General features: G+C 40.5%; 13 protein-coding genes. 8 read left to right on the plus strand and 5 right to left on the minus strand.

Annotated features, from left to right (window positions below; all coding sequences use genetic code 11):
• The first annotated feature begins 11 nt into the window (after window positions 1-11).
• Window positions 12-245, plus strand: a complete 234-nt coding sequence (locus ACPT9C_RS05215) for a YgjV family protein (RefSeq protein ID WP_005632089.1) — start codon at window positions 12-14, stop codon at window positions 243-245.
• A 75-nt stretch (window positions 246-320) separates the two neighbouring features.
• Here the strand turns inward: ACPT9C_RS05215 and prfC are convergent, their stop codons facing one another.
• The gene (gene prfC / locus ACPT9C_RS05220) at window positions 321-1,901 is read right to left on the minus strand and encodes a peptide chain release factor 3 (protein ID WP_425622404.1); all 1,581 of its coding nucleotides are present in this window, start codon (window positions 1,899-1,901) and stop codon (window positions 321-323) included.
• A 305-nt stretch (window positions 1,902-2,206) separates the two neighbouring features.
• Between prfC and ACPT9C_RS05225 the strand changes: the two genes are divergently transcribed.
• From ACPT9C_RS05225 to ACPT9C_RS05255, 7 genes are all read left to right on the plus strand, one after another.
• Entirely contained in the window at window positions 2,207-2,995 is a 789-nt protein-coding gene (locus ACPT9C_RS05225; protein ID WP_118812660.1) for an SDR family oxidoreductase, read from the plus strand.
• An 80-nt stretch (window positions 2,996-3,075) separates the two neighbouring features.
• Entirely contained in the window at window positions 3,076-5,055 is a 1,980-nt protein-coding gene (rnb, locus tag ACPT9C_RS05230) for an exoribonuclease II (RefSeq protein ID WP_118812661.1), read from the plus strand.
• Between the two features lie 378 nt (window positions 5,056-5,433).
• Window positions 5,434-13,842: a YadA-like family protein gene (locus ACPT9C_RS05235; protein WP_423717285.1), complete on the plus strand. Its 8,409-nt coding sequence runs from the start codon at window positions 5,434-5,436 to the stop codon at window positions 13,840-13,842.
• A 236-nt stretch (window positions 13,843-14,078) separates the two neighbouring features.
• A complete protein-coding gene (gene pxpB / locus ACPT9C_RS05240; protein WP_050949447.1) occupies window positions 14,079-14,720 on the plus strand; it encodes a 5-oxoprolinase subunit PxpB in 642 nt (213 codons plus the stop codon).
• Window positions 14,717-15,646 (plus strand): 5-oxoprolinase/urea amidolyase family protein, encoded by a 930-nt coding sequence (locus tag ACPT9C_RS05245; protein ID WP_050949446.1) that lies wholly within the window; start codon window positions 14,717-14,719, stop codon window positions 15,644-15,646. The genes pxpB and ACPT9C_RS05245 overlap by 4 nt, the downstream gene beginning before the upstream one ends.
• A complete protein-coding gene (gene pxpA, locus ACPT9C_RS05250) occupies window positions 15,633-16,370 on the plus strand; it encodes a 5-oxoprolinase subunit PxpA (RefSeq protein ID WP_077643925.1) in 738 nt (245 codons plus the stop codon). Before ACPT9C_RS05245 ends, pxpA begins: the two co-directional genes overlap by 14 nt.
• 43 nt (window positions 16,371-16,413) lie before the next feature.
• Complete coding sequence (locus tag ACPT9C_RS05255; RefSeq protein ID WP_021035413.1) at window positions 16,414-17,607, plus strand: NRAMP family divalent metal transporter; 1,194 nt, start codon at window positions 16,414-16,416, stop codon at window positions 17,605-17,607.
• Between the two features lie 80 nt (window positions 17,608-17,687).
• Here the strand turns inward: ACPT9C_RS05255 and argG are convergent, their stop codons facing one another.
• The 4 genes from argG to ACPT9C_RS05275 form a co-directional block, all read right to left on the minus strand.
• Window positions 17,688-19,022: an argininosuccinate synthase gene (argG, locus tag ACPT9C_RS05260; protein ID WP_105880424.1), complete on the minus strand. Its 1,335-nt coding sequence runs from the start codon at window positions 19,020-19,022 to the stop codon at window positions 17,688-17,690.
• Between the two features lie 176 nt (window positions 19,023-19,198).
• On the minus strand, window positions 19,199-20,071 hold the full coding sequence (locus ACPT9C_RS05265) for a phosphoribosylaminoimidazolesuccinocarboxamide synthase (protein ID WP_050949443.1): 873 nt from the start codon (window positions 20,069-20,071) through the stop codon (window positions 19,199-19,201).
• 165 nt (window positions 20,072-20,236) lie between these two features.
• Window positions 20,237-22,585, minus strand: coding sequence for a penicillin-binding protein 1B (gene mrcB, locus ACPT9C_RS05270; RefSeq protein WP_050949442.1), 2,349 nt, complete (start codon window positions 22,583-22,585; stop codon window positions 20,237-20,239).
• A 6-nt stretch (window positions 22,586-22,591) separates the two neighbouring features.
• Window positions 22,592-22,945 (minus strand): YacL family protein, encoded by a 354-nt coding sequence (locus ACPT9C_RS05275; protein WP_021035409.1) that lies wholly within the window; start codon window positions 22,943-22,945, stop codon window positions 22,592-22,594.

Here is a 22,945-nt window from a genome sequence, read left to right on the forward strand (position 1 = left end):
AGAACAAAATAATGGACTTTAATTTTATTGAGTTTTTAGGTTATATGGCGACTTTTTTTGTTGCTGCATCTTTCTTATTTAAATCTATTGTGCATTTACGCATTGTAAATAGTATCGGCGCGATTTTATTTGTTATTTACAGCCTAATTATCACAGCATACCCTGTTGCATTATTAAATGCCTTTTTAGTTGTGGTAAATATTTATCAACTTTGGCGATTAAAACAAGAAAATCTCTCTAAATAAAAGAAAAGCGTTGAATTAAATTTCAACGCTTTTTTTCTGAAAAAGTGCGGTAGAATTTTACCGCACTTTGTCATTTTAATGTTCGCGAGTTTTGTAAAAAACGACATCGGGATAACGTTCTTGAGCTAAATTTAGATTTACCATTGTTGGCGCGATATAGGTTAAATTATCGCCGCCATCTAAGGCTAGATTTTGCTCGTTTTTACGTTTAAATTCTTCAAATTTTTTCCCATCGGCACATTCCACCCAACGAGCCGTGGCAACGTTCACATTTTCATAAATCGCTTCCACGTTATATTCAGTTTTTAAACGCGAAACCACTACATCAAATTGCAACACACCCACAGCACCCACAATTAAATCGTTGTTTAATAATGGACGAAACACTTGCACTGCACCTTCTTCAGAAAGTTGCACCAAGCCTTTTAACAGTTGTTTTTGTTTAAGAGGATCTTTCAAACGAATGCGACGGAATAACTCTGGCGCAAAGTTTGGAATGCCTGTAAATTTCAGCATTTCGCCTTGCGTGAAAGTATCGCCAATTTGAATGGTACCGTGATTATGCAAACCAATAATATCGCCTGCGTAAGCTTCTTCAGCGTGAGCGCGATCGCCCGCCATAAAAGTCAGCGCATCAGAAATAACCACATCTTTTCCAATACGGACGTGTTTAAGTTTCATCCCTTTTTCATATTTTCCCGAAACCACACGCATAAACGCCACTCTGTCACGGTGTTTCGGATCCATATTAGCTTGAATTTTAAATACAAAACCACTGAATTTTTCTTCCGCACTTTCCACCGTTCTTGTATCCGCTTGACGAGATTGCGGTTTTGGAGCCCATTGCGTTAAGCCATCAAGGAAATGATCCACCCCAAAATTGCCTAATGCTGTCCCGAAAAATACAGGGGTAAGCTCCCCTTTAATAAACGCATCCTGCTCAAATTCATTACTTGCACCTTGCACCAATTCCAATTCATCACGAAGCTGTTGTGCTAAATCATCGCCAACCGCGGCATCTAATTCAGGGCTATTTAAACCTTTAACAACACGAACTTCTTGAATAGTTGAGCCTTGACCAGATTGATAAAGATAGGTTTCATCTTTTGCAAGATGATAAACACCCTTAAACAATTTCCCACAGCCAATTGGCCAAGTAATTGGTGCACAACGAATTTTCAACACATTTTCCACCTCGTCCAACAATTCCATCGGATCACGAATATCACGGTCGAGTTTATTCATAAACGTGATAATTGGCGTATCACGTAAACGTGTGACTTCCATCAATTTAATCGTACGTTCCTCCACCCCTTTGGCAGAGTCAATAACCATCAAACAGCTATCCACAGCGGTTAAAGTGCGGTAAGTATCTTCAGAGAAATCTTCGTGTCCGGGGGTATCGAGCAAATTCATTAAACAATCATTATAAGGAAATTGCATCACAGAAGTGGTAATCGAAATCCCACGTTGTTTTTCCATTTCCATCCAGTCAGATTTTGCGTGAGCCGCCGAGCCTTTGCCCTTGACCGAGCCAGCGGTTTGAATTGCATTGCCGTATAAAAGTACTTTTTCAGTAATCGTTGTTTTACCCGCATCAGGGTGGGAAATAATCGCAAAAGTGCGACGTTTATTCACTTCTTGAGGATAAGCCATAATCTTCTCTTATTCATTCAAATTGTATTAAAAAATCGGCGTATTATCCTTGAAAATAGCGTGTTTTGCAAAAACACCTTATATAGAACCCTACAATTTTACAAATTTATAATGGAACACCGCGTGGGCTTACGCCCACCCTACAAATTGACAAATTTAAGGAAAATTTAATGGTTATCATAACATTTCCATTGTAGGGTGGGCGTAAGCCCACGAGTTTAATTTAAAAATTGGTCGGCTTTGTATAAAAACAAATTTTCGCTTATACTACGCAAGTTTTTTACGCTAACAACATAGGAAAAATTATGGGTTTCTTAACAGGTAAACGCATTTTAGTCACAGGTCTTGCAAGCAATCGTTCCATCGCTTACGGGATCGCAAAATCAATGAAAGAACAAGGTGCAGAACTTGCTTTCACTTATTTAAACGATAAATTACAACCTCGAGTAGAAGAATTTGCCAAAGAATTTGGCTCTGACATCGTGCTTCCTTTAGATGTTGCAACTGATGAAAGCATTCAAACTTGCTTTGCAGAATTAAGCAAACGCTGGGAAAAATTTGATGGTTTTGTTCACGCAATCGCATTTGCACCGGGCGATCAACTAGACGGCGATTACGTCAATGCCGCAACCCGTGAGGGCTACCGCATCGCACACGACATCAGTGCATACAGCTTCGTCGCAATGGCACAAGCGGCACGCCCTTATTTAAACCCAAATGCCGCATTATTAACCCTTTCTTACTTAGGTGCAGAACGTGCAATTCCTAATTACAACGTAATGTGCCTCGCAAAAGCCTCTCTTGAAGCCGCAACGCGCGTAATGGCAGCAGATCTAGGCAAAGAGGGCATTCGCGTAAACGCTATTTCAGCAGGCCCAATCCGCACTTTAGCTGCATCAGGCATTAAAAACTTCAAGAAAATGCTTTCTACCTTTGAGAAAACCGCTGCATTACGTCGCACTGTGACTATCGAAGATGTGGGTAACTCAGCGGCATTTTTATGCTCTGATTTAGCCTCTGGCATTACAGGCGAAATCGTTCACGTTGATGCAGGTTTCAGCATTACGGCAATGGGCGAATTAGGCGAAGAATAATTTTTCTTTCATTCATTTTAGGCAGGCTTCTCAGTCTGCCTTTTCGCTTTTTTAAAATATAACTATGTTTCAAAATAATTATGTTTCAAGATAATCCTCTACTCGCACAACTTAAACAACAAATCCACGACAGCAAAGAACAGGTTGAGGGCGTGGTAAAAAGCACAGATAAAGCCTACGGTTTTTTAGAGTGCGATAAAAAAAACTATTTCATCGCACCGCCATCAATGAAAAAAGTGATGCACGGCGACAAAATCAAAGCCACTATTGAAAAACAAGGCGACAAAGAACAAGCCGAGCCAGAAGCCTTAATAGAGCCAATGCTCACACGTTTTATCGCAAAAGTGCGGTTCAATAAAGACAACAAATTACAAGTGCTGGTCGATCACCCAAGCATTAATCAGCCCATTGGCGCACAACAGGCGAAATCGGTAAAAGAAGAACTGCAAGAGGGCGACTGGGTCGTCGCACATTTAAAAACCCATCCATTGCGTGACGATCGCTTTTTCTACGCCACCATTAATCAATTTATTTGCCGAGCTGATGATGAACTTGCCCCTTGGTGGGTCACATTGGCACGCCACGAACAATCGCGCTATCCCGTGCAAGGCGCAGAACATTATGAAATGTTAGATCAAAAAACACGTGAAAATCTGACCGCACTTCATTTTGTAACCATTGATTCCGAAAGCACAATGGATATGGACGACGCCTTATATATCGAACCAATCACACAAAACAACGAACAAACAGGCTGGAAACTCGTGGTCGCCATTGCTGACCCAACCGCTTACATCGCCCTAGATTGTCAAATTGAACAAGAAGCCAAACAGCGTTGCTTCACAAATTATTTACCGGGCTTTAACATTCCAATGTTACCCCGTGAATTATCAGATGAATTATGCTCTTTAATCGCCAATGAAACCCGCCCCGCACTCGTTTGTTATATCGAAACCGATCTTGCAGGCAACATCACAGCCAAACCGCATTTTGTTTCCGCTTATGTGCAATCTAAAGCTAAACTGGCTTACAACAACGTATCAGATTACTTAGACCAAACCCAAAACGCATGGCAACCAGAAACGCCAGAAACAGCACAACAAATTCACTGGCTACATCAATTTACCAAAGCACGCATACAATGGCGTAAAACCCATTCCTTACTCTTTAAAGAAAAACCTGATTACGCCTTTGTGCTGGCAGAAAACGGCAAAGTGCAAGAAATCAAAGCAGAATATCGCCGCATAGCCAATCAAATTGTGGAAGAAGCAATGATTATCGCCAACATCTGCGCCGCCCAATTCTTACACGAAAACGCAAAAACAGGCATTTTCAACACCCACAGCGGTTTTGATAAAAAATACTTAGAAAATGCGCACAATTTCTTAATGGCAAATTTAGCCAATGAACAAAATAACGCAGAACTGGCAGAACGTTATTCAGTAGAAAACTTAGCAACCTTAAACGGCTATTGCCAAATGCGTCACGACATCGACCATCTAGAAAGTGATTATGTAGCCCTACGCCTACGCCGTTATTTAACCTTCTCCGAATTTAAATCAGAATTAGCACCGCACTTCGGGCTGGGGCTAGAGGGCTATGCCACTTGGACATCCCCAATTCGTAAATATTCTGACATGGTTAATCATCGCTTAATCAAAGCCGTGCTTTCCCAACAGCCTTGCGAAAAACCACAAAATGAAGTTTTGGCACGTTTGCAAGAAGCCCGTCGCCAAAATCGCCTCGTCGAACGTGATATTGCCGATTGGCTATATTGCCGCTATCTTTCGCCGAAAGTGGCTGAAAATGTGGAATTTAATGCAGAAGTGCAAGATGTAATGCGGGCAGGCTTGCGCGTGCAACTGCTCGAAAATGGCGCATCGCTATTCATTCCTGCTGCCACCTTGCACAACAACAAAGAAGAAATACAACTAAATCCTGATGAACTCGCTCTTTACATAAAAGGCGACCGCACTTATAAAATCGGCGACATGGTAAAAGTGAAACTCACAGAAGTGAAAGAAACCACACGCAGCATTGTCGGCGAAATCGTTCAATAAATTGCCGTTCCCTTTTGCCTAAAACCTGCTTTCAATGCCAGAAAGCAGGTTTTTCTTTTAATTTTTACCGCACTTTTCAACAAAAAACACCTAAAATGAGTCATGATTAATCTTTTTTCTTGCTAAAAAGAAATAAAAGATAAATAAACCTAAACCTTATTTTAAATAAAAAATAAATTAACTTATCTGAAAAGATTTGATTTTTGTTTAAGTATTTGTTTTTCTTTTTTTTTTTTTTTTTTTTTTTTTTTTTTTTTTGAGGCTAAACTTTTCGCAAAATATCACTTTTTTATTCTCCAAATATAGAATAGAATACGCACGATTTCACTAAGAAAAGTATATTTATCATTAATTTTATTAAATATAAGGTAAATAAAAATGAACAAAATTTTTAACGTTATTTGGAATGTTATGACTCAAACTTGGGTTGTCGTATCTGAACTCACTCGCACCCACACCAAACGCGCCTCCGCAACCGTGGAGACCGCCGTATTGGCGACACTGTTGTTTGCAACGGTTCAGGCGAATGCTACCGATGAAGATGAAGAGTTAGAACCCGTAGTACGCACTGCTCCCGTGTTGAGCTTCCATTCCGATAAAGAAGGCACGGGAGAAAAAGAAGTTACAGAAAATTCAAATTGGGGAATATATTTCGACAATAAAGGAGTACTAAAAGCCGGAGCAATCACCCTCAAAGCCGGCGACAACCTGAAAATCAAACAAAACACCGATGAAAGCACCAATGCCAGTAGCTTCACCTACTCGCTGAAAAAAGACCTCACAGATCTGACCAGTGTTGCAACTGAAAAATTATCGTTTGGCGCAAACGGCAAGAAAGTCAACATCACAAGCGACACCAGAGGCTTGAATTTGGCTAAAGCTGTTGCAGGTGCGAATAACGATACAACACTTCACTTAAACGGCATTGCTTCTACTTTGCAAGATACGCTTGCAGGCACTCAGACTACAAAAGTAGAAAAAGAAGCCAATACCATTACCGATGAAGAAAAACATCGTGCAGCAAGTGTTCAAGATGTATTTAACGCAGGTTGGAATATTAAGGGTGTTAAAACTGGTATAACGATCTCTGATAACGTTGATTTTGTCCGTACTTACGACACGGTTGAGTTCTTGAGTGCGGATACAGAAACCACGACTGTTACTGTAGATAGCAAAGAAAACGGTAAGAGAACTGAAGTTAAAATCGGTGCGAAGACTTCTGTTATCAAAGAAAAAGACGGTAAGTTATTTACTGGAAAAGTTAATAAAGAGGCAAATCAAGTTAATGGTAGTACGACTGATAATGCAGATGAGGGCAATGGCTTAGTCACTGCAAAAGAAGTGATTGATGCAGTGAACAAGGCTGGTTGGAGAGTTAAAACAACTACTGCTAATGGTCAAAATGGCGACTTCGCAACTGTTGCGTCAGGCACAAATGTAACCTTTGCTGATGGTAAGGGTACAACTGCAGTCGTAACTGGCGATGCTACCAATGGTATTACCGTTAAGTATGATGCGAAAGTTGGCGACGGCTTGAAGATTGGCGATGACCAAAAAATCACTGCAGATACAGTCACACTTACTGTGAATAGTACTGATGGCGATGCAGCTAAACCGAAAGGCAAAGTGGCTGATATTGCAAATGAAGCTGATAAGAAAAAACTTGTTAATGCAGAAAGTTTAGTAACAGCCTTAAATAGCCTAAGTTGGACGGCGAAAGCTGATAAAGAAGATGATGGCGAGGTTGATAATAAAAATACTGCAAATGGTAAAGAAGTCAAAGCAGGCGAAACGGTAACCTTTAAAGCAGGTAAGAACTTAAAAGTGAAACAAGGTGGTGCGAACTTTACTTATTCATTGAAAGAAGAACTTACAGGCTTAACGAGCATTACTTTAGGTGCAGATAATGGTGCGAAAACCGTCATCAACAAAGACGGCTTAACCATCACGCCAGCGAATGGTGCGGGTGCAAATAATGTAAACGAAATCAGCGTAACCAAAGATGGCATTAAAGCGGGTAATCAACAAATTACCAATGTTGCGAGTGCTTTAACAACTTATGGTGCAACTCCAAATGGTGCGGGAACTCAACCTGCAGGTGGTAATACTAACGCAGCTAAAAATGACTTAATTAATTTAGATGCTGTTACAAACACTGCAGCAGGCGGTACTGCAACAACAGATAATGGCTTGAAAAATAAAGCTGCTACTGTAGGCGACTTAGCGGGCTTGGGCTGGGTGCTTTCATCTGATAAAACCACGAAAACTGATGGTACTGCTGAAGATAATAAACCATTCCACGCAGCGGTTAAAAACGCCAATGAAGTTGAGTTTGTGGGTAAAAACGGTGCAACAGTGTCTGCGAAAACTGATGGTAATAAACATGTAGTAACCGTTGATGTGGCAGAAATTAAAGCAAACGGTGGCTTGAAGAAAGAAGGCGACACAATCAAGCTAAATACAAAAACAAGCGATGATAACTTATTAACAGTGAATAATGATCGTACTGTTGAAGTTACGAAAGGTGCTTTCGATGAAGTGAAAACTGATGCACCTGCACCTGCAGCTGCAGGTCAAGGTGCGGATACTAATAATCGCGGTAAAGTAGTTGTGACTGGTGTGGCAGACCTTACAAAAGCAACTGATGCTGACAAGAAAAAAGTCGCGACAGTGGTTGATGTTGCTAAAGCGATTAATGACGCGGCAACTTTCGTGAAAGTACAAAGTTCAGATGAAGACATTGAAAATGATGCTGCAGGTAAGGATGATACTAAAGACCAATCCCTTAAAGCAGGCGACACCTTAACCTTAAAAGCGGGTAAAAACTTAAAAGCTAAACTTGACGGTAAGAGTGTGACTTTTGCTTTGGCGAAAGATATTACTACGGAGAATGCGACTTTTAGTAACAAGTTATCTATTGGTGCTGCTACTACAGCACCAAAAGTGGATATTACTAGTACGGATGACGGCTTAAACTTTGCTCAAAATGGTAAGGCAGGTAAGGATGCTTATGTTCACTTAATTGGTATTGCAACCACTTTAAATGAACCTGCGAGTGCGGGAGCGAAATCTACACACGTTGATTTAAGTCTTGATGACGCGAAAAAATCTAATGCAGCAAGTATTGAAGATGTGTTGCGTGCAGGTTGGAATATTCAAGGTAATGATAATAATGTTGATTATGTAGCGACGTATGACACAGTAAACTTTAAAGATGATGGTAAAACAACAACAGTCACTGTAACCCAAAAAGCAAATGGTAAAGGTGCTGACGTTGCAATCGGTGCGAAGACTTCTGTTATCAAAGAAAAAGACGGTAAGTTATTTACTGGAAAAGATAACAAAGAGACAAACAATGTTGTAAGCACTACAGCGACTGATAATGCAGACGAGGGTAATGGCTTAGTGACTGCAAAAGCTGTTATTGATGCTGTGAACAGCAGTGGTTGGAGAGTGAAAACAACAGGAACTCCTACTGCAGGTAAAGACGGCTTTGAAACTGTCACATCAGGCACAAATGTAACCTTTGCTAATAGCGATAGTACAACTGCGTCAGTGACTAAAGATGCTAATGGTATTACCGTTAAGTACGAAGCGAAAGTTGGCGACGGCTTAAAAGTGGATGCGACTAAAGGAATTGTTGCAGATACGACCGCACTTACTGTAGCGGACGGCAAAGTTACTACCCCAACTGCTGAAACCGACAAGAAAAAACTCGTTAATGCAGAGGGTTTAGCGGATGCGTTAAATAAATTAAGTTGGAAAGCAGTTGCTGGCAAAGACGACGGTGGCGAAGTTGAACCGAATGCAAATAATAAAGCTCAAGAAGTCAAAGCAGGCGAAACGGTAACCTTTAAAGCTGGCAAGAACTTAAAAGTGAAACAAGATGGTGCGAACTTTACTTATTCACTGAAAGATACGCTTAGTGATTTAACAAGTATTACTTTAGGTAAAACAGGAGCTGGTGCAAATGGTGCAACTACTCAAATTACCAACGAGGGCTTAACCATTACACCAGCGAATGGTGCGGGTGCAGGTACAAACACTGCAAATACCATCAGCGTAACCAAAGATGGCATTAAAGCGGGTAATAAAGAAATTACCAATGTTGCGAGTGCTTTAACAACTTATGGTGCAACTCCAAATGGCGGGGTTCAAACACAACCTACAGCAGGAAGTGTTGATTACGCTAAGAAAGACTTAGTTGATTTAACTAATGCTGCAAATGCTGCAGCAGGCGGTACTACAACAAATAACGAGCTAGCTAAAAAAGCCGCCACTGTAGGCGATTTAGCGGGCTTGGGCTGGGTGCTTTCAGCTGATAAAACCACGAAAGATGGCGGCGGTGTTGAAGATAATCCATTCCACGCAGCGGTTAAAAACGCCAATGAAGTTGAGTTCAAAGGTAAGGGTGCGGCGACTGTATCTGCGAAATCTGATGGCGGTAAATATGTAGTAACCGTAGATGTGAAAGAAACTGAGCTTGGCGATGGTCTTGAAAAAGAAAACGGCAAGATTAAAGTTAAGGCAAGTAAAGATGCTAACAACTTATTGACTGTGACTGCTGATGGTGCCTCTGTTACTAAAGGCGAGTTTAATACAGTGGATACTTCAGTTCCTGCTGATGATGCAACTACTGAAACTAAAAATAATCGTGGTAAGGTTACTGTAAAAGATGCTGATAAGGCAGATAAATCAGTTGCAACTGTAAAAGATGTTGCAGAAGCAATTAACAGTGCGGCAACCTTTGTGAAAACAGCGAATTTAGATACCGCACTTGATGAAGCTGATGCGAAAGATGAAGGAGAAGACGCACTTAAAGCAGGCGATACCTTAACCTTTAACGCGGGTAAAAACCTGAAAGTTAAACGTGATGGAAAAAATATTACCTTTGACTTGGCAAAAAACCTTGAAGCGAAAACCGCGACCTTTAGTGATAAGTTGTCGATTGGTTCTGGTGCGAATGCAGTTGATATTACGAATGAAAATGGCGGATTGAAGTTGGCGAAAGGTGCTGATAATGTTCAATTGAGAGGTATTGGCTCAACCTTAACTGACACTATCACAGGCACAACAACAAAAGCTGAAAATGGTGTAGATGTTAAAAATCATAACCTTGCAGCAAGTGTGAAAGATGTGTTGAGTGCTGGTTGGAATATTAAGGGTGTTACAACTGGTTCAGCAACAGGTAAGTCAGAAAATGTTGATTTTGTCCGTACTTACGACACAGTTGAGTTCTTGAGTGCGAGTGCAGATACAACAACAGTGACTGTAGATAGTAAAGATAATGGAAAAACCACTAAGGTTAAAATCGGTGCAAAAACTTCTGTTATCAAAGAAAAAAACGGTAAGTTAGTGACAGGTCAAGATGGTAAGGATGCTAACACTGTTGCTACATCTGATACGGATACTGGAACAGGCTTAGTCACAGCAAAAGAAGTGATTGATGCTGTGAACAAGGCTGGTTGGAAAGTCACTGGCGAGGGTACAACTGTTGGTAATAATGAAACAGCATTAACCAAAGACAACGCCCAAACCGTTACATCAGGCACAAGCGTGAACTTCAAAAACGGTAAGACAACTACGGCGACTGTAAGTAAAGATGATCAAGGTAACATTACGGTTAAGTATGATGTAAATGTTGGCGAAGTCTTAAAAGACAATGAATTCCTCACACAAGATGGCAAAAAACTTGTGAAGATCGGCGATGAATACTTCAGTGAGGAAGATATTGATCCGGCAACTGGTCAGCCAAAAGTGAAAGATGGTAAGAAAGTTCACGCTAAATATAAAAAAGTGAATGATAAAATCTCAACCGTTGGTGCTGATGGTACTACTACAATGGGCGATACCGTTACTTTAACTAACCAAAATCAAGGTGTGGTTACAGGTAAACAGGTGGCAGATGCCATTGCGAAGTCTGGTTGGAATTTAGGCTTGGCAAATGCTAAAGACGCTGTTTCTGCCTTTACGACTGGTGGCAAAGCCTTATCAGCTGATACGCTTGAACGTGTTAATGCAAATGACAATGTGCGTTTTGCAAATGGTAAAAATACTGTAGTGAAAGCGGCTGTTGTGGAAGATGTGGATAAAGATGGTAATAAAGTTACGAATACTTATGTCCGCACAGATGTGACAGGCTTGCCTGTTCAATATACGACAGAAGATGGCAAAGCGGTAAGTAAAGTGGGGGATAAATACTACACTTTAGATGACAAAGGCGAGCCGTCAGCAACTGCATTGACTGATGAACAAGTTGGTAAATTAAGTGTGAATTTGGTAAGCCCAACTGCAGGTAATAATCCAACTGCAGGCAATAAGCCAACAGCTTTAGGCAATCTTGCAAATGGTGCGAAAACCTTTGATTTACCTAAGACAGCGAAAGCTGCAGATGGTACGGAATTAGCATTGGCAAATGATGGTAAGTATTATCCGAAAGATAAAGTGGGGGCAAATAATGCCGCACCAACGGATGGTACAGCTTCTGTTAAAGTGGCTAAAGGCAATGTAGGATTGGCAGACTTGGCAAATTCAACATCAAGCAATGCGGCAACTGTGGGCGATTTGAAAAACTTGGGCTGGCAGATTTCTGCAGGCGATAGCTATAATGACCAAGTGAGAAATGCCGATAAGGTTAATTTCAAAGGCAGTAACGGTATTAGCGTTTCTGGTAAAACACTAGGTGACGGTACGCGTGAAATTACCTTTGAATTGGCTAAAGGCGAAGTGGTTAAATCGAATGAATTTACCGTTAAGAATGCTGATGGTACGGAAACGAACTTGGTTAAAGTTGGCGATAAGTATTATAGTAAAGAGGATATTGACTTAACAACTGGTAAGCCGAAAGTGACAGCTGGCAATACAGTTGCTGCGAAATATCAAAATAAAGGTGGCAAAGTCGTTTCTGCTGACGGTAGTGATACCGCTGTTACCCTAACCAACAAAGGTTCTGGCTATGTAACAGGTAACCAAGTGGCAGATGCGATTTCGAAATCAGGCTTTGAGCTTGGTTTGGCTGATGCAGAAAAAGCGAAAGCGGCGTTTGATGATAAAACAAAAGCCTTATCTGCGGATACAACGGAAACTGTAAATGCCCACGATAAAGTCCGTTTTGCTGATGGTTTAAATACCAAAGTGAGCGCGGCAACGGTGGAAAGCACCGATGCAAACGGCGAAAAAGTAACCACAACCTTTGTGAAAACCGATGTGGAATTGCCTTTAACGCAAATCTACAACACCGATGCGAGCGGTAAGAAAATCGTTAAAAATGGCGATAAATGGTATGAAGTGAATACTGATGGTACGGTAAGTAACAAAGAAGTGACACTTGGTAACGTGGATGCAAACGGTAAGAAAGTTGTGAAAGTAACCGAAAATGGTGCGGATAAGTGGTATTACACCAACGACAAAGGCGACGTTGATAAAAATCAAGCTGTTGATACTACTAAGGTTGCAGGCATTACTACCGATGAAAAACACGTTGTCAGCCTTGATCCTAATGATCAATCGAAAGGTAAAGGTGTTGTGATTAATAATGTGGCTAATGGCGATATTTCTCCAAATAGCAAACAGGCAGTAAACGGCGGACAGATTTTTGCATTAACTGGCAATAAAGCTCCGAATATCACTAATGTGACGGTAGAAAATAAAGTTGATGGTACGACTAAAGTCTATAAAAACGTTGTAGTGGGCGACGACGGTAAGCCATTATTGACCACTTATAATGTGGAGGGCAGAAAAGAAGTCATCACTAATTCAGTGGTTGAAGCCATCTACAATATGAATGAACAAGGGATTAAGTTCTTCCACTCTAATGACGGCACAGCCAAACGTAGAGAGGAACGAAGCAATGACTTTGACTCTAGTGCAAGCGGCATATACGCGACAGCGATTGGCGCGAAAGCTGATGCGGCAGGCAATAATGCCATCGCTTTCGGTTATGAATCAAAAGCCTTACGCGATAACACCGTGGCGATTGGTACGGGCAACGTTGTGAATGCGGAAAAATCTGGTGCATTCGGCGATCCGAACTACATCGAAGATGGTGCAAACGGCAGCTACGCTTTCGGTAACGATAACCGTATTACTTCTAAAAACACGTTTGTGTTGGGTAATGGAGTTAATGTGAAATATAAAGCCAATGGGGACGTTGATACTGAAACCGTAACCGTTAAGGACAAAGATGGTAAAGATACTACCGTTACCGTTCCTAAAGCGTTAGGGGCTACAGTTGAAAATTCTGTTTATCTCGGTAATGCTTCAACTGCGACAAAAGATAAGGGTAAAAACCTGAAATCCGACGGCACGGCGGGTAACACTACAACTGCTGGCGCAACAGGTACGGTAAAAGGCTTTGCCGGTGCGACAGCGCACGGTGCGGTTTCTGTCGGTGCAAGCGGCGAAGAAAGACGTATCCAAAACGTCGCGGCAGGCGAAATCTCTGCTACTTCAACCGATGCGATTAACGGAAGTCAGTTGTATGCCGTGGCAAAAGGGGTAACAAACCTTGCTGGACAAGTGAATAATCTTGAGGGCAAAGTGAATAAAGTAGGCAAACGTGCAGATGCAGGTACAGCAAGTGCATTAGCGGCTTCACAGTTACCACAAGCCACTATGCCAGGTAAATCAATGGTTGCTATTGCGGGAAGTAGTTATCAAGGTCAAAATGGTTTAGCTATCGGGGTATCAAGAATTTCCGATAATGGCAAAGTGATTATTCGCTTGTCAGGCACAACCAATAGTCAAGGTAAAACAGGCGTTGCAGCAGGTGTTGGTTACCAGTGGTAAAGTTTGGATTATCTCTCTTAAAAAGCGGCATTTGCCGCTTTTTTTATGGGTGGCTATTATGTATCGTTTCAACCAAATGAATTTGTGCTAAATTTCCTTTTGATGGTTAAAGTGCGGTGTTTTTAAATTGAATTAAAAGATGAAAATAAAGACTTGACAAAACCTATAAATATCCTTTAAAAGAGATCTGTAACAAAAAAATAACAAATTACATAACATCATATAAAGGGTATATTATGAATATCGTTCCGATCAGTGAGTCGGCGGTGGTTTGCTCTTTGCCACCCCCAGCTTCCATTCAACAACAACGCCAATTATGGGCGTTCGTTCGTCAATTGCAATCAGAACAAGATATTGTAGAAGTTGTCTTGGGAATGAATAATCTTACGGTTTTTACCGATTTTTTCGTAGATTTTAAGCCGCTTGTGCAACGTTTAGAACAACTTTGGGCTGAATTGAAAGTATCGGATTTTCAAGGACGCCATATTGAAATTCCTGTTATTTATGGGGGAGAGCGAGGCCAGGATTTATCTGATGTAGCGAAATTTCATCAGACAACACCAGAGCGGATTATTCAGATGCACAGTGAGCCTATTTATACTGTGTATATGATTGGTTTCCAAGCGGGCTTTCCTTATTTGGGTGGTTTACCTGAAAATTTACACACGCCACGCCGTGCCACGCCAAGAACGGTTGTTCCTGCTGGTTCTGTTGGTATTGGGGGCGCGCAAACGGGGATTTATCCTTTTGCTTCGCCAGGTGGGTGGCAGTTGATCGGTTATACTAAGGAAGCACTTTTTGATAAAAATCAAGCACAACCAACCTTATTACAAGCTGGCGATACTGTGAAATTTATTGTGGAGGGGATTGAACTATGATTGATGTGCTTGATGTGCAATCCCGCGCGACTATTCAAGATTTAGGACGTTTTGGTTTACGCCGATTTGGTATTAGCCATTGTGGGGCAATGGATAAATTAGCCTTACGTGCAGGCAATATTTTATTGGGCAATGCAGAGAACGTTCCTGCCATTGAAGTGCCTTTAGGTGGCATTACATTGCAATTTCAGCAAGATATGAATTTTTGTGTGACTGGTGCTTTTTATGAAATGACGTTAGATGATAAGCCTGTTTTTGCTTATTGGCGTTATCAAGCACGTGCCGGTCAAATATTAAAAATGACCCGTGCAAAAATTGGAATGTATGGTTATTTATGTGTTCAAGGCGGTTTTGTTTTGCCTCAAGCATTGAATTCTTGTAGTACGGATTTGAGAGCGAAAATAGGGGGCATTGAGGGACGTTGTTTGCAGACAGGCGATCAGCTACAAACGGCAAATGATCATATTTTGCGTAGCGAAATTGGTGTTGCGCCGATTCCGCTTAGCGATGTTATTCGTGCTTTGCCATCTTCTGAATATCAGGCGTTTAAACGAAAATCCCAGTATTATTGGTGGCGAAATGAATGGACGTTGCAAAGTAATAGTGATCGTATGGGGTATCGTTTTCAAGGTCAGAAATTAGAATTAAAGCAGCCGTTGGAAATGCTATCTCACGCCATTCAGTTTGGTAGTGTGCAAGTTCCACCAAGTGGTCAGCCTATTATTTTGATGGCGGATGCACAAACCACAGGCGGTTATCCTAAAATTGCTAATGTGATTGATGCCGATCTTGGGGCTTTGGCACAGGTGCGTTTAGGTTCAACGATTAAATTTGAAGCGGTTAGCTTACAAGAGGCTGCTAAATTACGCCGTAAAAATGAAATATACCTTGATCAAATTAGGAGAATTGTTGATGAAAAAAATTGATTTAAATGCAGATATTGCAGAGGGTTTTCCTTTTGATGAAAGTTTGTTGCAGTTGCTTTCTTCTGCAAATATTGCCTGTGGCTTACACGCTGGGGGTGCAAAGGAAATGCAAAGTGCGGTCAAATTTGCGAAAGAAAATCAGGTGCGTATTGGCGCACACCCTAGTTTTCCTGATCGCGAAAACTTTGGTCGTACAGCAATGGCGTTGTCTTCACAGGAATTAATCGCACATTTGCGTTATCAATTAGGTGCACTAAAAGCAATTTGTGATGGCGAGGGGGCGGTAATTAGTTATGTTAAGCCTCACGGTGCGTTATATAACCAAGCGGCAAAAGATGAAAAAATAGCGCGTGTAATTGCACAAACTGTTTATCAATTTGATCCGAATTTGAAATTAATGGGGTTAGCGGGTAGTTTAATGTTGCGTATCGCAGAGGAAGAAGGGTTGCAAACTATTTCTGAAGTGTTTGCCGATCGACATTATATGCCTGATGGGAGTTTAGTGCCTCGTTCTCAACCAAATGCAATGGTAAAATCTGATAAGGAAGCTATTCAACAAGTGTTACAAATGGTAACAAAGGGGCAAGTCAATGCCATTGATGGAAGCCTCGTGCCTGTAAAAGCAGAAAGTATTTGCTTACACGGCGATAATCAACATTCTTTGCAATTTGCTAAACGCATTGTGGAAGAATTAGAAAAAAATCATATCAAAATAACGGCATAAGCCGAATAAACACATAACATCAACTTAACAATGGAGGTGCTTTATGGCATCAATTACTCACAGACGAAATGCGGTTTTAGGGGCGGCTTTCTTAATGGCGACATCCGCCATTGGGCCCGGGTTTTTAACTCAAACCGCAACCTTTACCAATACTTTATTAGCGAGTTTTGGCTTTGTTATTTTATTATCAATTTTGTTAGATATTGGTGCTCAACTTAATATTTGGCGAATTGTTATTGTGTCTGGCAAACGCGCGCAAGATATTTCTAATGCGGTTTTTCCGAAAGCAGGGTATTTTCTTGCTGCGCTGATTGTGATGGGCGGACTGGCTTTTAACATTGGTAATGTTGGCGGTGCGGGGCTTGGTTTAAATTCTATTTTTGGCATAGCACCAGAAATAGGCGCAGTGATTAGCGGTATTATTGCTATTTTGATTTTTTTGCGTAAAGAAGCGGGCTTATTAATGGATCGTTTTGCACAATTAATGGGCTTTATTATGGTCGCACTCACGTTTTATGTAATGTTTAAAACTGAACCGCCTGTGGCTGAAGCGGCATATCATTCCTTTATTCCAGAACAAATTGATCCCATTGCTATTGTCACATTAGTGGGGGGAACCGTAGGTGGTTATATTACTTTTGCAGGCGCGCATCGCTTATTAGATGCTGGCATTCAAGGCGAAAAAGCAATAGCTGAAGTGAGCCGTAGTTCTGTTTCAGCCATTTTAATTGCTTCAACGATGCGTATTGTATTATTTCTTGCGGTACTTGGCGTGGTGTCAAAAGGTGTGTCTCTTAATCCTAAAAATCCAGCTGAAACGCCTTTTGAATATGTAGCAGGCAATTTTGGTCAAGTGTTATTTGGGGTAGTTATTTGGGCAGCGTCTATTACATCGGTTATTGGTGCGGCTTATACTTCAGTTTCTTTCTTAACGACCCTTTGTCCAACTATTGAACGCAATCGTAATCGTTGGATTATTGCCTTTATTGTGATTTCTACCGTTGTTTTAGTCACAGTGGGAAAACCTGCTGCGGTATTAGTTTTTGTGGGAACATTAAATGGCTTAATACTGCCGATTGCATTGGCATTAATTTTGTTAGCCGCTTATCGAAGTGATATTGTTGGCACTTATAAACACCCTGTTTTTTTAGCTTTTTCAGGCTGGTTTGTTGTGATTATTATGGCAATATTAAGTGGAAAAACGATTATTTCTTATATTTCTAGTTTTTTTAGCTAACTACTATTTTTGTGAAAGGATCTGCATTTCAAAGTGATGTTAAATAATCAATCATTGAAATGCAGATTTTATTTTATGATTTATTTTTTGCCTAATTGTGGCAATACGGAATCTTTAACTGCGTTTAATAAACCTGTTTGCGCATAGATACCAAGTTTACCTCGGGTATCAGACACATCTAAATTACGCATTGTTAATTGACCGATACGATCAATAGGATCAAATGGCGCATCTTCCACTTTTTCCATACTTAAACGCTCTGCTTCGTAGGTTAAGTTTGCTGATTCGGTATTTAAGATAGTGAAGTCGTTACCACGACGAAGTTCAAGGGTTACTGTGCCTGTAATTGCTTTTGCCACCCAACGTTGAGCTGTTTCACGCAGCATTAATGCTTGCGGATCAAACCAACGACCTTGATATAATAAACGACCTAAACGGATGCCATTAATACGATATTGTTCGATGGTATCTTCATTGTGAATACCTGTGACTAAACGTTCGTAAGCAATATGCAATAATGCCATCCCCGGTGCTTCATAAATACCACGAGATTTGGCTTCAATAATACGGTTTTCGATTTGGTCAGACATTCCTAAACCGTGACGCCCACCAATACGATTGGCTTCTAGAATAATATCAACTGCATTATCAAAATATTTGCCGTTTAATGCCACAGGGACGCCTTCTTCAAAAGTAACTGTGACTGTTTCAGGTTTAATTTCTACATTGTCATCCCAAAATGCTACACCCATAATAGGCTTAACAATTTTCATACCTGTGCTTAATTGTTCTAAGTCTTTTGCTTCGTGGGTTGCACCGAGCATATTGGAATCAGTGGAATAGGCTTTTTCAACGGACATTTTGTAGTCAAAACCATTTTCAATAAGGAATTGAGACATTTCTAAACGACCGCCAAGTTCTTCAATAAATTGTGCATCCAACCAAGGTTTATAGATTTTTAAATTCGGGTTCGTTAATAAACCATAACGATAGAAACGCTCAATATCATTCCCTTTGAAAGTTGAGCCGTCGCCCCAAATGTTTACATCATCTTCTTTCATTGCTGCAACGAGCATTGTGCCTGTTACTGCGCGACCAAGTGGTGTGGTGTTAAAGTAGGGAATGCCGCCTGTCGAAATATGGAATGCGCCACATTGAATTGCGGCAATACCCTCGTGAGCAAGTTGTGCACGGCAATCAATTAAGCGCGCATTTTCTGCACCATACGCCATTGCTTTTTTAGGGATTGCGTTGTAATCGTCTTCATCGGGTTGCCCTAAATTGGCAGTGTAGGCATAAGGTACAGCACCTTTCTGACGCATCCAAAGTAATGCTGCACTGGTATCTAAGCCGCCAGAGAAAGCGATTCCCACTTTTTGACCTTTAGGTAAGCTCTGTAAAATAGTATTTGACATATATTTTCCTTACTAATAATTAGGATTGAATAAATAATCGATTTTTGTGAATAAAAAATCGATAAAATATAACCGCACTTTTCCTGTTTGTCTAGTATTTTATGCATTAAGGCTAAAAATCTTTATTTGTAATAATGCATAAAAATCCCTGCTGTAAAAAGCAGGGATTTTGATCTCTATTTTGTTAATAAATCCAGTGCTTCTTGATATTTATCAACGGTTTTCTGAATAATATTTTCTGGCACTTTTGGTGCGGGGGCTTGTTTATTCCAGCCGCTATTTTCTAACCAATCGCGTACAAATTGTTTATCGAATGATGGGGGATTTGTTCCTGCTTGGTAAGTATCCACAGACCAAAAACGGCTAGAGTCTGGCGTTAATACTTCGTCCATTAAAGTGAGCGTGCCATTTTCATCTAAACCAAATTCAAATTTTGTGTCGCAAATAATAATTCCTTTAGTCAGTGCATATTCTGCAGCCGTGGTATAAAGTGCAATAGCTTTTTCTTTTACTTGTGCGGCTAAATCAGAGCCGATAAGTTTTTCGCACTCTGCATAGCTGATATTTATATCGTGGTTGCCAACTTCTTCTTTGCTTGATGGTGTGAAAATAGCTTCGGGTAATTTGCTGGCCTCAACTAAGTTTTCAGGTAATTTTAAACCGCAAATCGTGCCTGTTTGTTTGTAATCTTTTAAACCACTGCCAGTTAAATAGCCACGTACAATAGATTCAATTTTAATCGGGGTTAAACGTTTACACACGACGGCACGATCTTTGATTAAATCCGCTTCTTCTTTGGGTAGTACATCATAAACGCTGTCGCCAGTGAAATGATTGGGCATAATGTGAGCAAGTTTATTAAACCAAAAATTGGAAATTTGCGTCAGAATTTCGCCTTTTCGTGGAATGGGATCATCTAAAATAACATCAAAGGCAGATAAGCGATCAGAAGCAACCATTAGCATGCGTTTATCATCGATTTCATAGAGATCACGTACTTTACCTGAATAGATTTTTTTTAGACTTAGCGTGAGGGATTGTTGTGTCATCCTTTTGCACCTGTATGAAAAAAACTGGCGAATATTATACCGCACTTTTAATGCAAATAAAGCAAACGTTTGCTATTTTTAAAAAGAAATAAAAATTCCCTGAAATTTCAGGGGAAGTATAGGGGGTAAAATGTTTATTATTGGAAATTCAGTAAATCCTACTAATTATTGAGCGGGTGGATTGGGATTATCCAATACGTCCCACAGGCTTTCTTGTGGTGGTGTAGTTGTTTCTGCTTCAGTTGGCGTAAAAGACGGAGATGCTATTTCGCCACAGAAATTCTGACCATTATTTAGCCAAACAGGAATTGTTCGATAACTCTCACAATCCCAGCCACCGTATTGATTTATCCCCACCCATTTCACTGTTGCAGGAGGCGTAATTGCTAATTTTTCAATATTCGTACGGTTTAAATAATCTTTATAAATTTGCAATGCGCCAGAAGCACCAGTCAGTTTTGTTTCGCCATTATCATCGCGACCAAGCCAAACTGTGCTGATATTTTTTCCGTCAATTCCCACAAACCACGTATCGCGAGCTTCATTGGTTGTGCCTGTTTTGCCTGCTAAATGTAAATCAGCGTAATCTTTTTGCAAACTACGTGCAGTGCCTCGTTCAACAGTTTGTTGCATTGCAAATAATGTTTGGAATGCCGCTTCTTGTGGCACCACTTGTTTTACGCTTTTATCGTGTTGAAAAATTAGGTTACCTTGACGATCAGTAATGCTATCTACGGTTGTGAGCGAAATTCGCCCCCCTTGATTGGCAATAGTTTGATAAAGTTTTGTGACATCATAAGGCGAGATGGTATAAGAACCGAGCAACATCGCAGGCACTTTAGGAATTTCTACATTATCCCAGCCCATCGCTTTTTGTGTGTCAATAACTTTACTCAAGCCGACTTTCATTCCAATATTCACTGTCGGAATATTTAAAGAACGGGCTAAGGCATCCATTAACATTACCGAACCGCTATATTTTTTGTCATAGTTGCGTGGCTGCCAAGGTGGGCTACCTTTAACATTAATCGTAATTGGCTGGTTATTAATTAGGGTATTTAAACGGAACTGTTCTGGATTAGAAAGTGCGGTCAAATAAATAGAAGGTTTTACTAAAGAACCAATCTGACGTTTTGCCATTAATGCACGATTAAAGCCTGCATATTGGGTTTGTAAACCGCCAACCACGGCACGAATTTCGCCTGTGCGATAATCCGTTATAATCATTGCACTTTCTAAATGGGGATTTTTCGTTTTCAGTTGTAATTGCGAAACGGTATTGACCACTGCATTTTCTGCTTGGGCTTGTTGTTTTAAATCCATTGTGGAAAAAATACGTGCGCCAAGTAAGCTCGACATTTTGTGTTCGCCCAGTTCACGACGCAAATCCGCCTGTAAAGTTTGAATAAATGCAGGGTATTTACGCGAGATTTGCCCTTTCTTTTGCACACCTAAAGGTCGCTGACTTAATAATTGATAAAGTTCATCGCCGATCATTTTATGCTCAAGCATTAGCTTTAAAACAATGTTGCGACGTTCGAGGGCGTTTTGCGGATTTCGCCACGGATTATAAAGTGAAGGCCCTTTGACCATCCCCACTAAAAGGGCAATTTGATCTAAGCTAATTTCACGAATCGAACGACCAAAATAAAATTGGCTGGCTAATTCAAAACCGTGAATTTGCGTATCGCCATTTTGTCCGAGATAAATTTCATTGAGATAGGTTTCGAGAATACGGTTTTTATCGTAACGCCAATCTAACACCAATGACATCAAGGCTTCGTTGGCTTTACGTGTAATGGTGCGTTCGCGTGATAAAAATAAATTTTTGACTAATTGTTGAGTGAGTGTACTGCCTCCCTGTACCGTTTGACCTGCACGAATATTTGCAATTAATGCGCGTAAAATCCCCACTGGATTAATGCCATTATGTTCATAAAAGCGGCGATCTTCCGTTAAAATTAAGGTATCAATTAATAAACGGGGATAATTTTGCAAAGGAATTGCAAGACGATCTTCGTTGTCTGATTGCAACATCGCAATCAATTTTGGCGCAAGACGAAATTCATCAACAGTTTTGACTGTGACTAAATCTTCAATGCGAGATAACTTATTATTGCTAAAACGCAAACGTAAAACTCGCTGTGGTTCTGCTTTATCGGGGAAAGGAAAAGCGCGGCGAAGCACTACAATGCTATCATCTTCTAACTTGAAGTCGCCAGGGGCGGCTACCATTGTGGTTTGGCGATATTCGTTATCTAATAAAATTTGAATGACTTCATCAAAAGCGAGATTATCGGCAATTTTAACACTTTCTAAGCGACTATAAACTTCCGCAGGCAAATGCCAAATTTGACCATCCATTTTAGAACGAATTTGCCAATCGAGATAACCGCCGTAAAAAATCGTTAAGACAAGCACAGTGAAACTAAATTTCAGTAAAAAACCTTTAAAAGTGCGGTTATTTTTTGGCGTGTTTTTCGATGATTTTTTAGCGGAGTGTTGAGAAGTCATAGTGAGTTAAGCAATAAAATCAACATAAGATTGGAGAAAATGAATAAAATCTTGCGTACCGCAAAAAGCAAGGCTTTCTTCATCATAATAGTGGAAATCTTGTTCTAAAATTTCATCTGATTCAATGGCGAGATTGTTGGCGCGTACCATTACTTCATCAGCATTTAAAAATAACGTATATTCCGCACCGATTAAGATTTTTTCTTGATTTTCAATAAGTGATTTTGCAGAGGAAAGTGCGGTTAAAATCTTGTCTGAATTTGACCGCACTTCTGTATTGAACCAGTTAGCAAGGGCAATGTGTTCCATTGAACATTTTACGGATACATTGCCTTGATAATGTGTAAATTGGAAATCCAT

The sequence above is a fragment of the Haemophilus sp. HN_Hi16 genome, assembly GCF_049823435.1.
Taxonomy (GTDB): Bacteria; Pseudomonadota; Gammaproteobacteria; order Enterobacterales; family Pasteurellaceae; genus Haemophilus; species Haemophilus influenzae_D.

Excerpts from the sequence above, each read along its gene's own strand:
- ACPT9C_RS05215 (WP_005632089.1), top strand. The coding sequence starts at position 12 with ATGGACTTTAATTTTATTGAGTTTTTAGGTTATATGGCGACTTTTTTT.
- prfC (WP_425622404.1), bottom strand. The coding sequence starts at position 1,901 with ATGGCTTATCCTCAAGAAGTGAATAAACGTCGCACTTTTGCGATTATT.
- ACPT9C_RS05225 (WP_118812660.1), top strand. The coding sequence starts at position 2,207 with ATGGGTTTCTTAACAGGTAAACGCATTTTAGTCACAGGTCTTGCAAGC.
- rnb (WP_118812661.1), top strand. The coding sequence starts at position 3,076 with ATGTTTCAAGATAATCCTCTACTCGCACAACTTAAACAACAAATCCAC.
- ACPT9C_RS05235 (WP_423717285.1), top strand. The coding sequence starts at position 5,434 with ATGAACAAAATTTTTAACGTTATTTGGAATGTTATGACTCAAACTTGG.
- pxpB (WP_050949447.1), top strand. The coding sequence starts at position 14,079 with ATGAATATCGTTCCGATCAGTGAGTCGGCGGTGGTTTGCTCTTTGCCA.
- ACPT9C_RS05245 (WP_050949446.1), top strand. The coding sequence starts at position 14,717 with ATGATTGATGTGCTTGATGTGCAATCCCGCGCGACTATTCAAGATTTA.
- pxpA (WP_077643925.1), top strand. The coding sequence starts at position 15,633 with ATGAAAAAAATTGATTTAAATGCAGATATTGCAGAGGGTTTTCCTTTT.
- ACPT9C_RS05255 (WP_021035413.1), top strand. The coding sequence starts at position 16,414 with ATGGCATCAATTACTCACAGACGAAATGCGGTTTTAGGGGCGGCTTTC.
- argG (WP_105880424.1), bottom strand. The coding sequence starts at position 19,022 with ATGTCAAATACTATTTTACAGAGCTTACCTAAAGGTCAAAAAGTGGGA.
- ACPT9C_RS05265 (WP_050949443.1), bottom strand. The coding sequence starts at position 20,071 with ATGACACAACAATCCCTCACGCTAAGTCTAAAAAAAATCTATTCAGGT.
- mrcB (WP_050949442.1), bottom strand. The coding sequence starts at position 22,585 with ATGACTTCTCAACACTCCGCTAAAAAATCATCGAAAAACACGCCAAAA.
- ACPT9C_RS05275 (WP_021035409.1), bottom strand. The coding sequence starts at position 22,945 with ATGGATTTCCAATTTACACATTATCAAGGCAATGTATCCGTAAAATGT.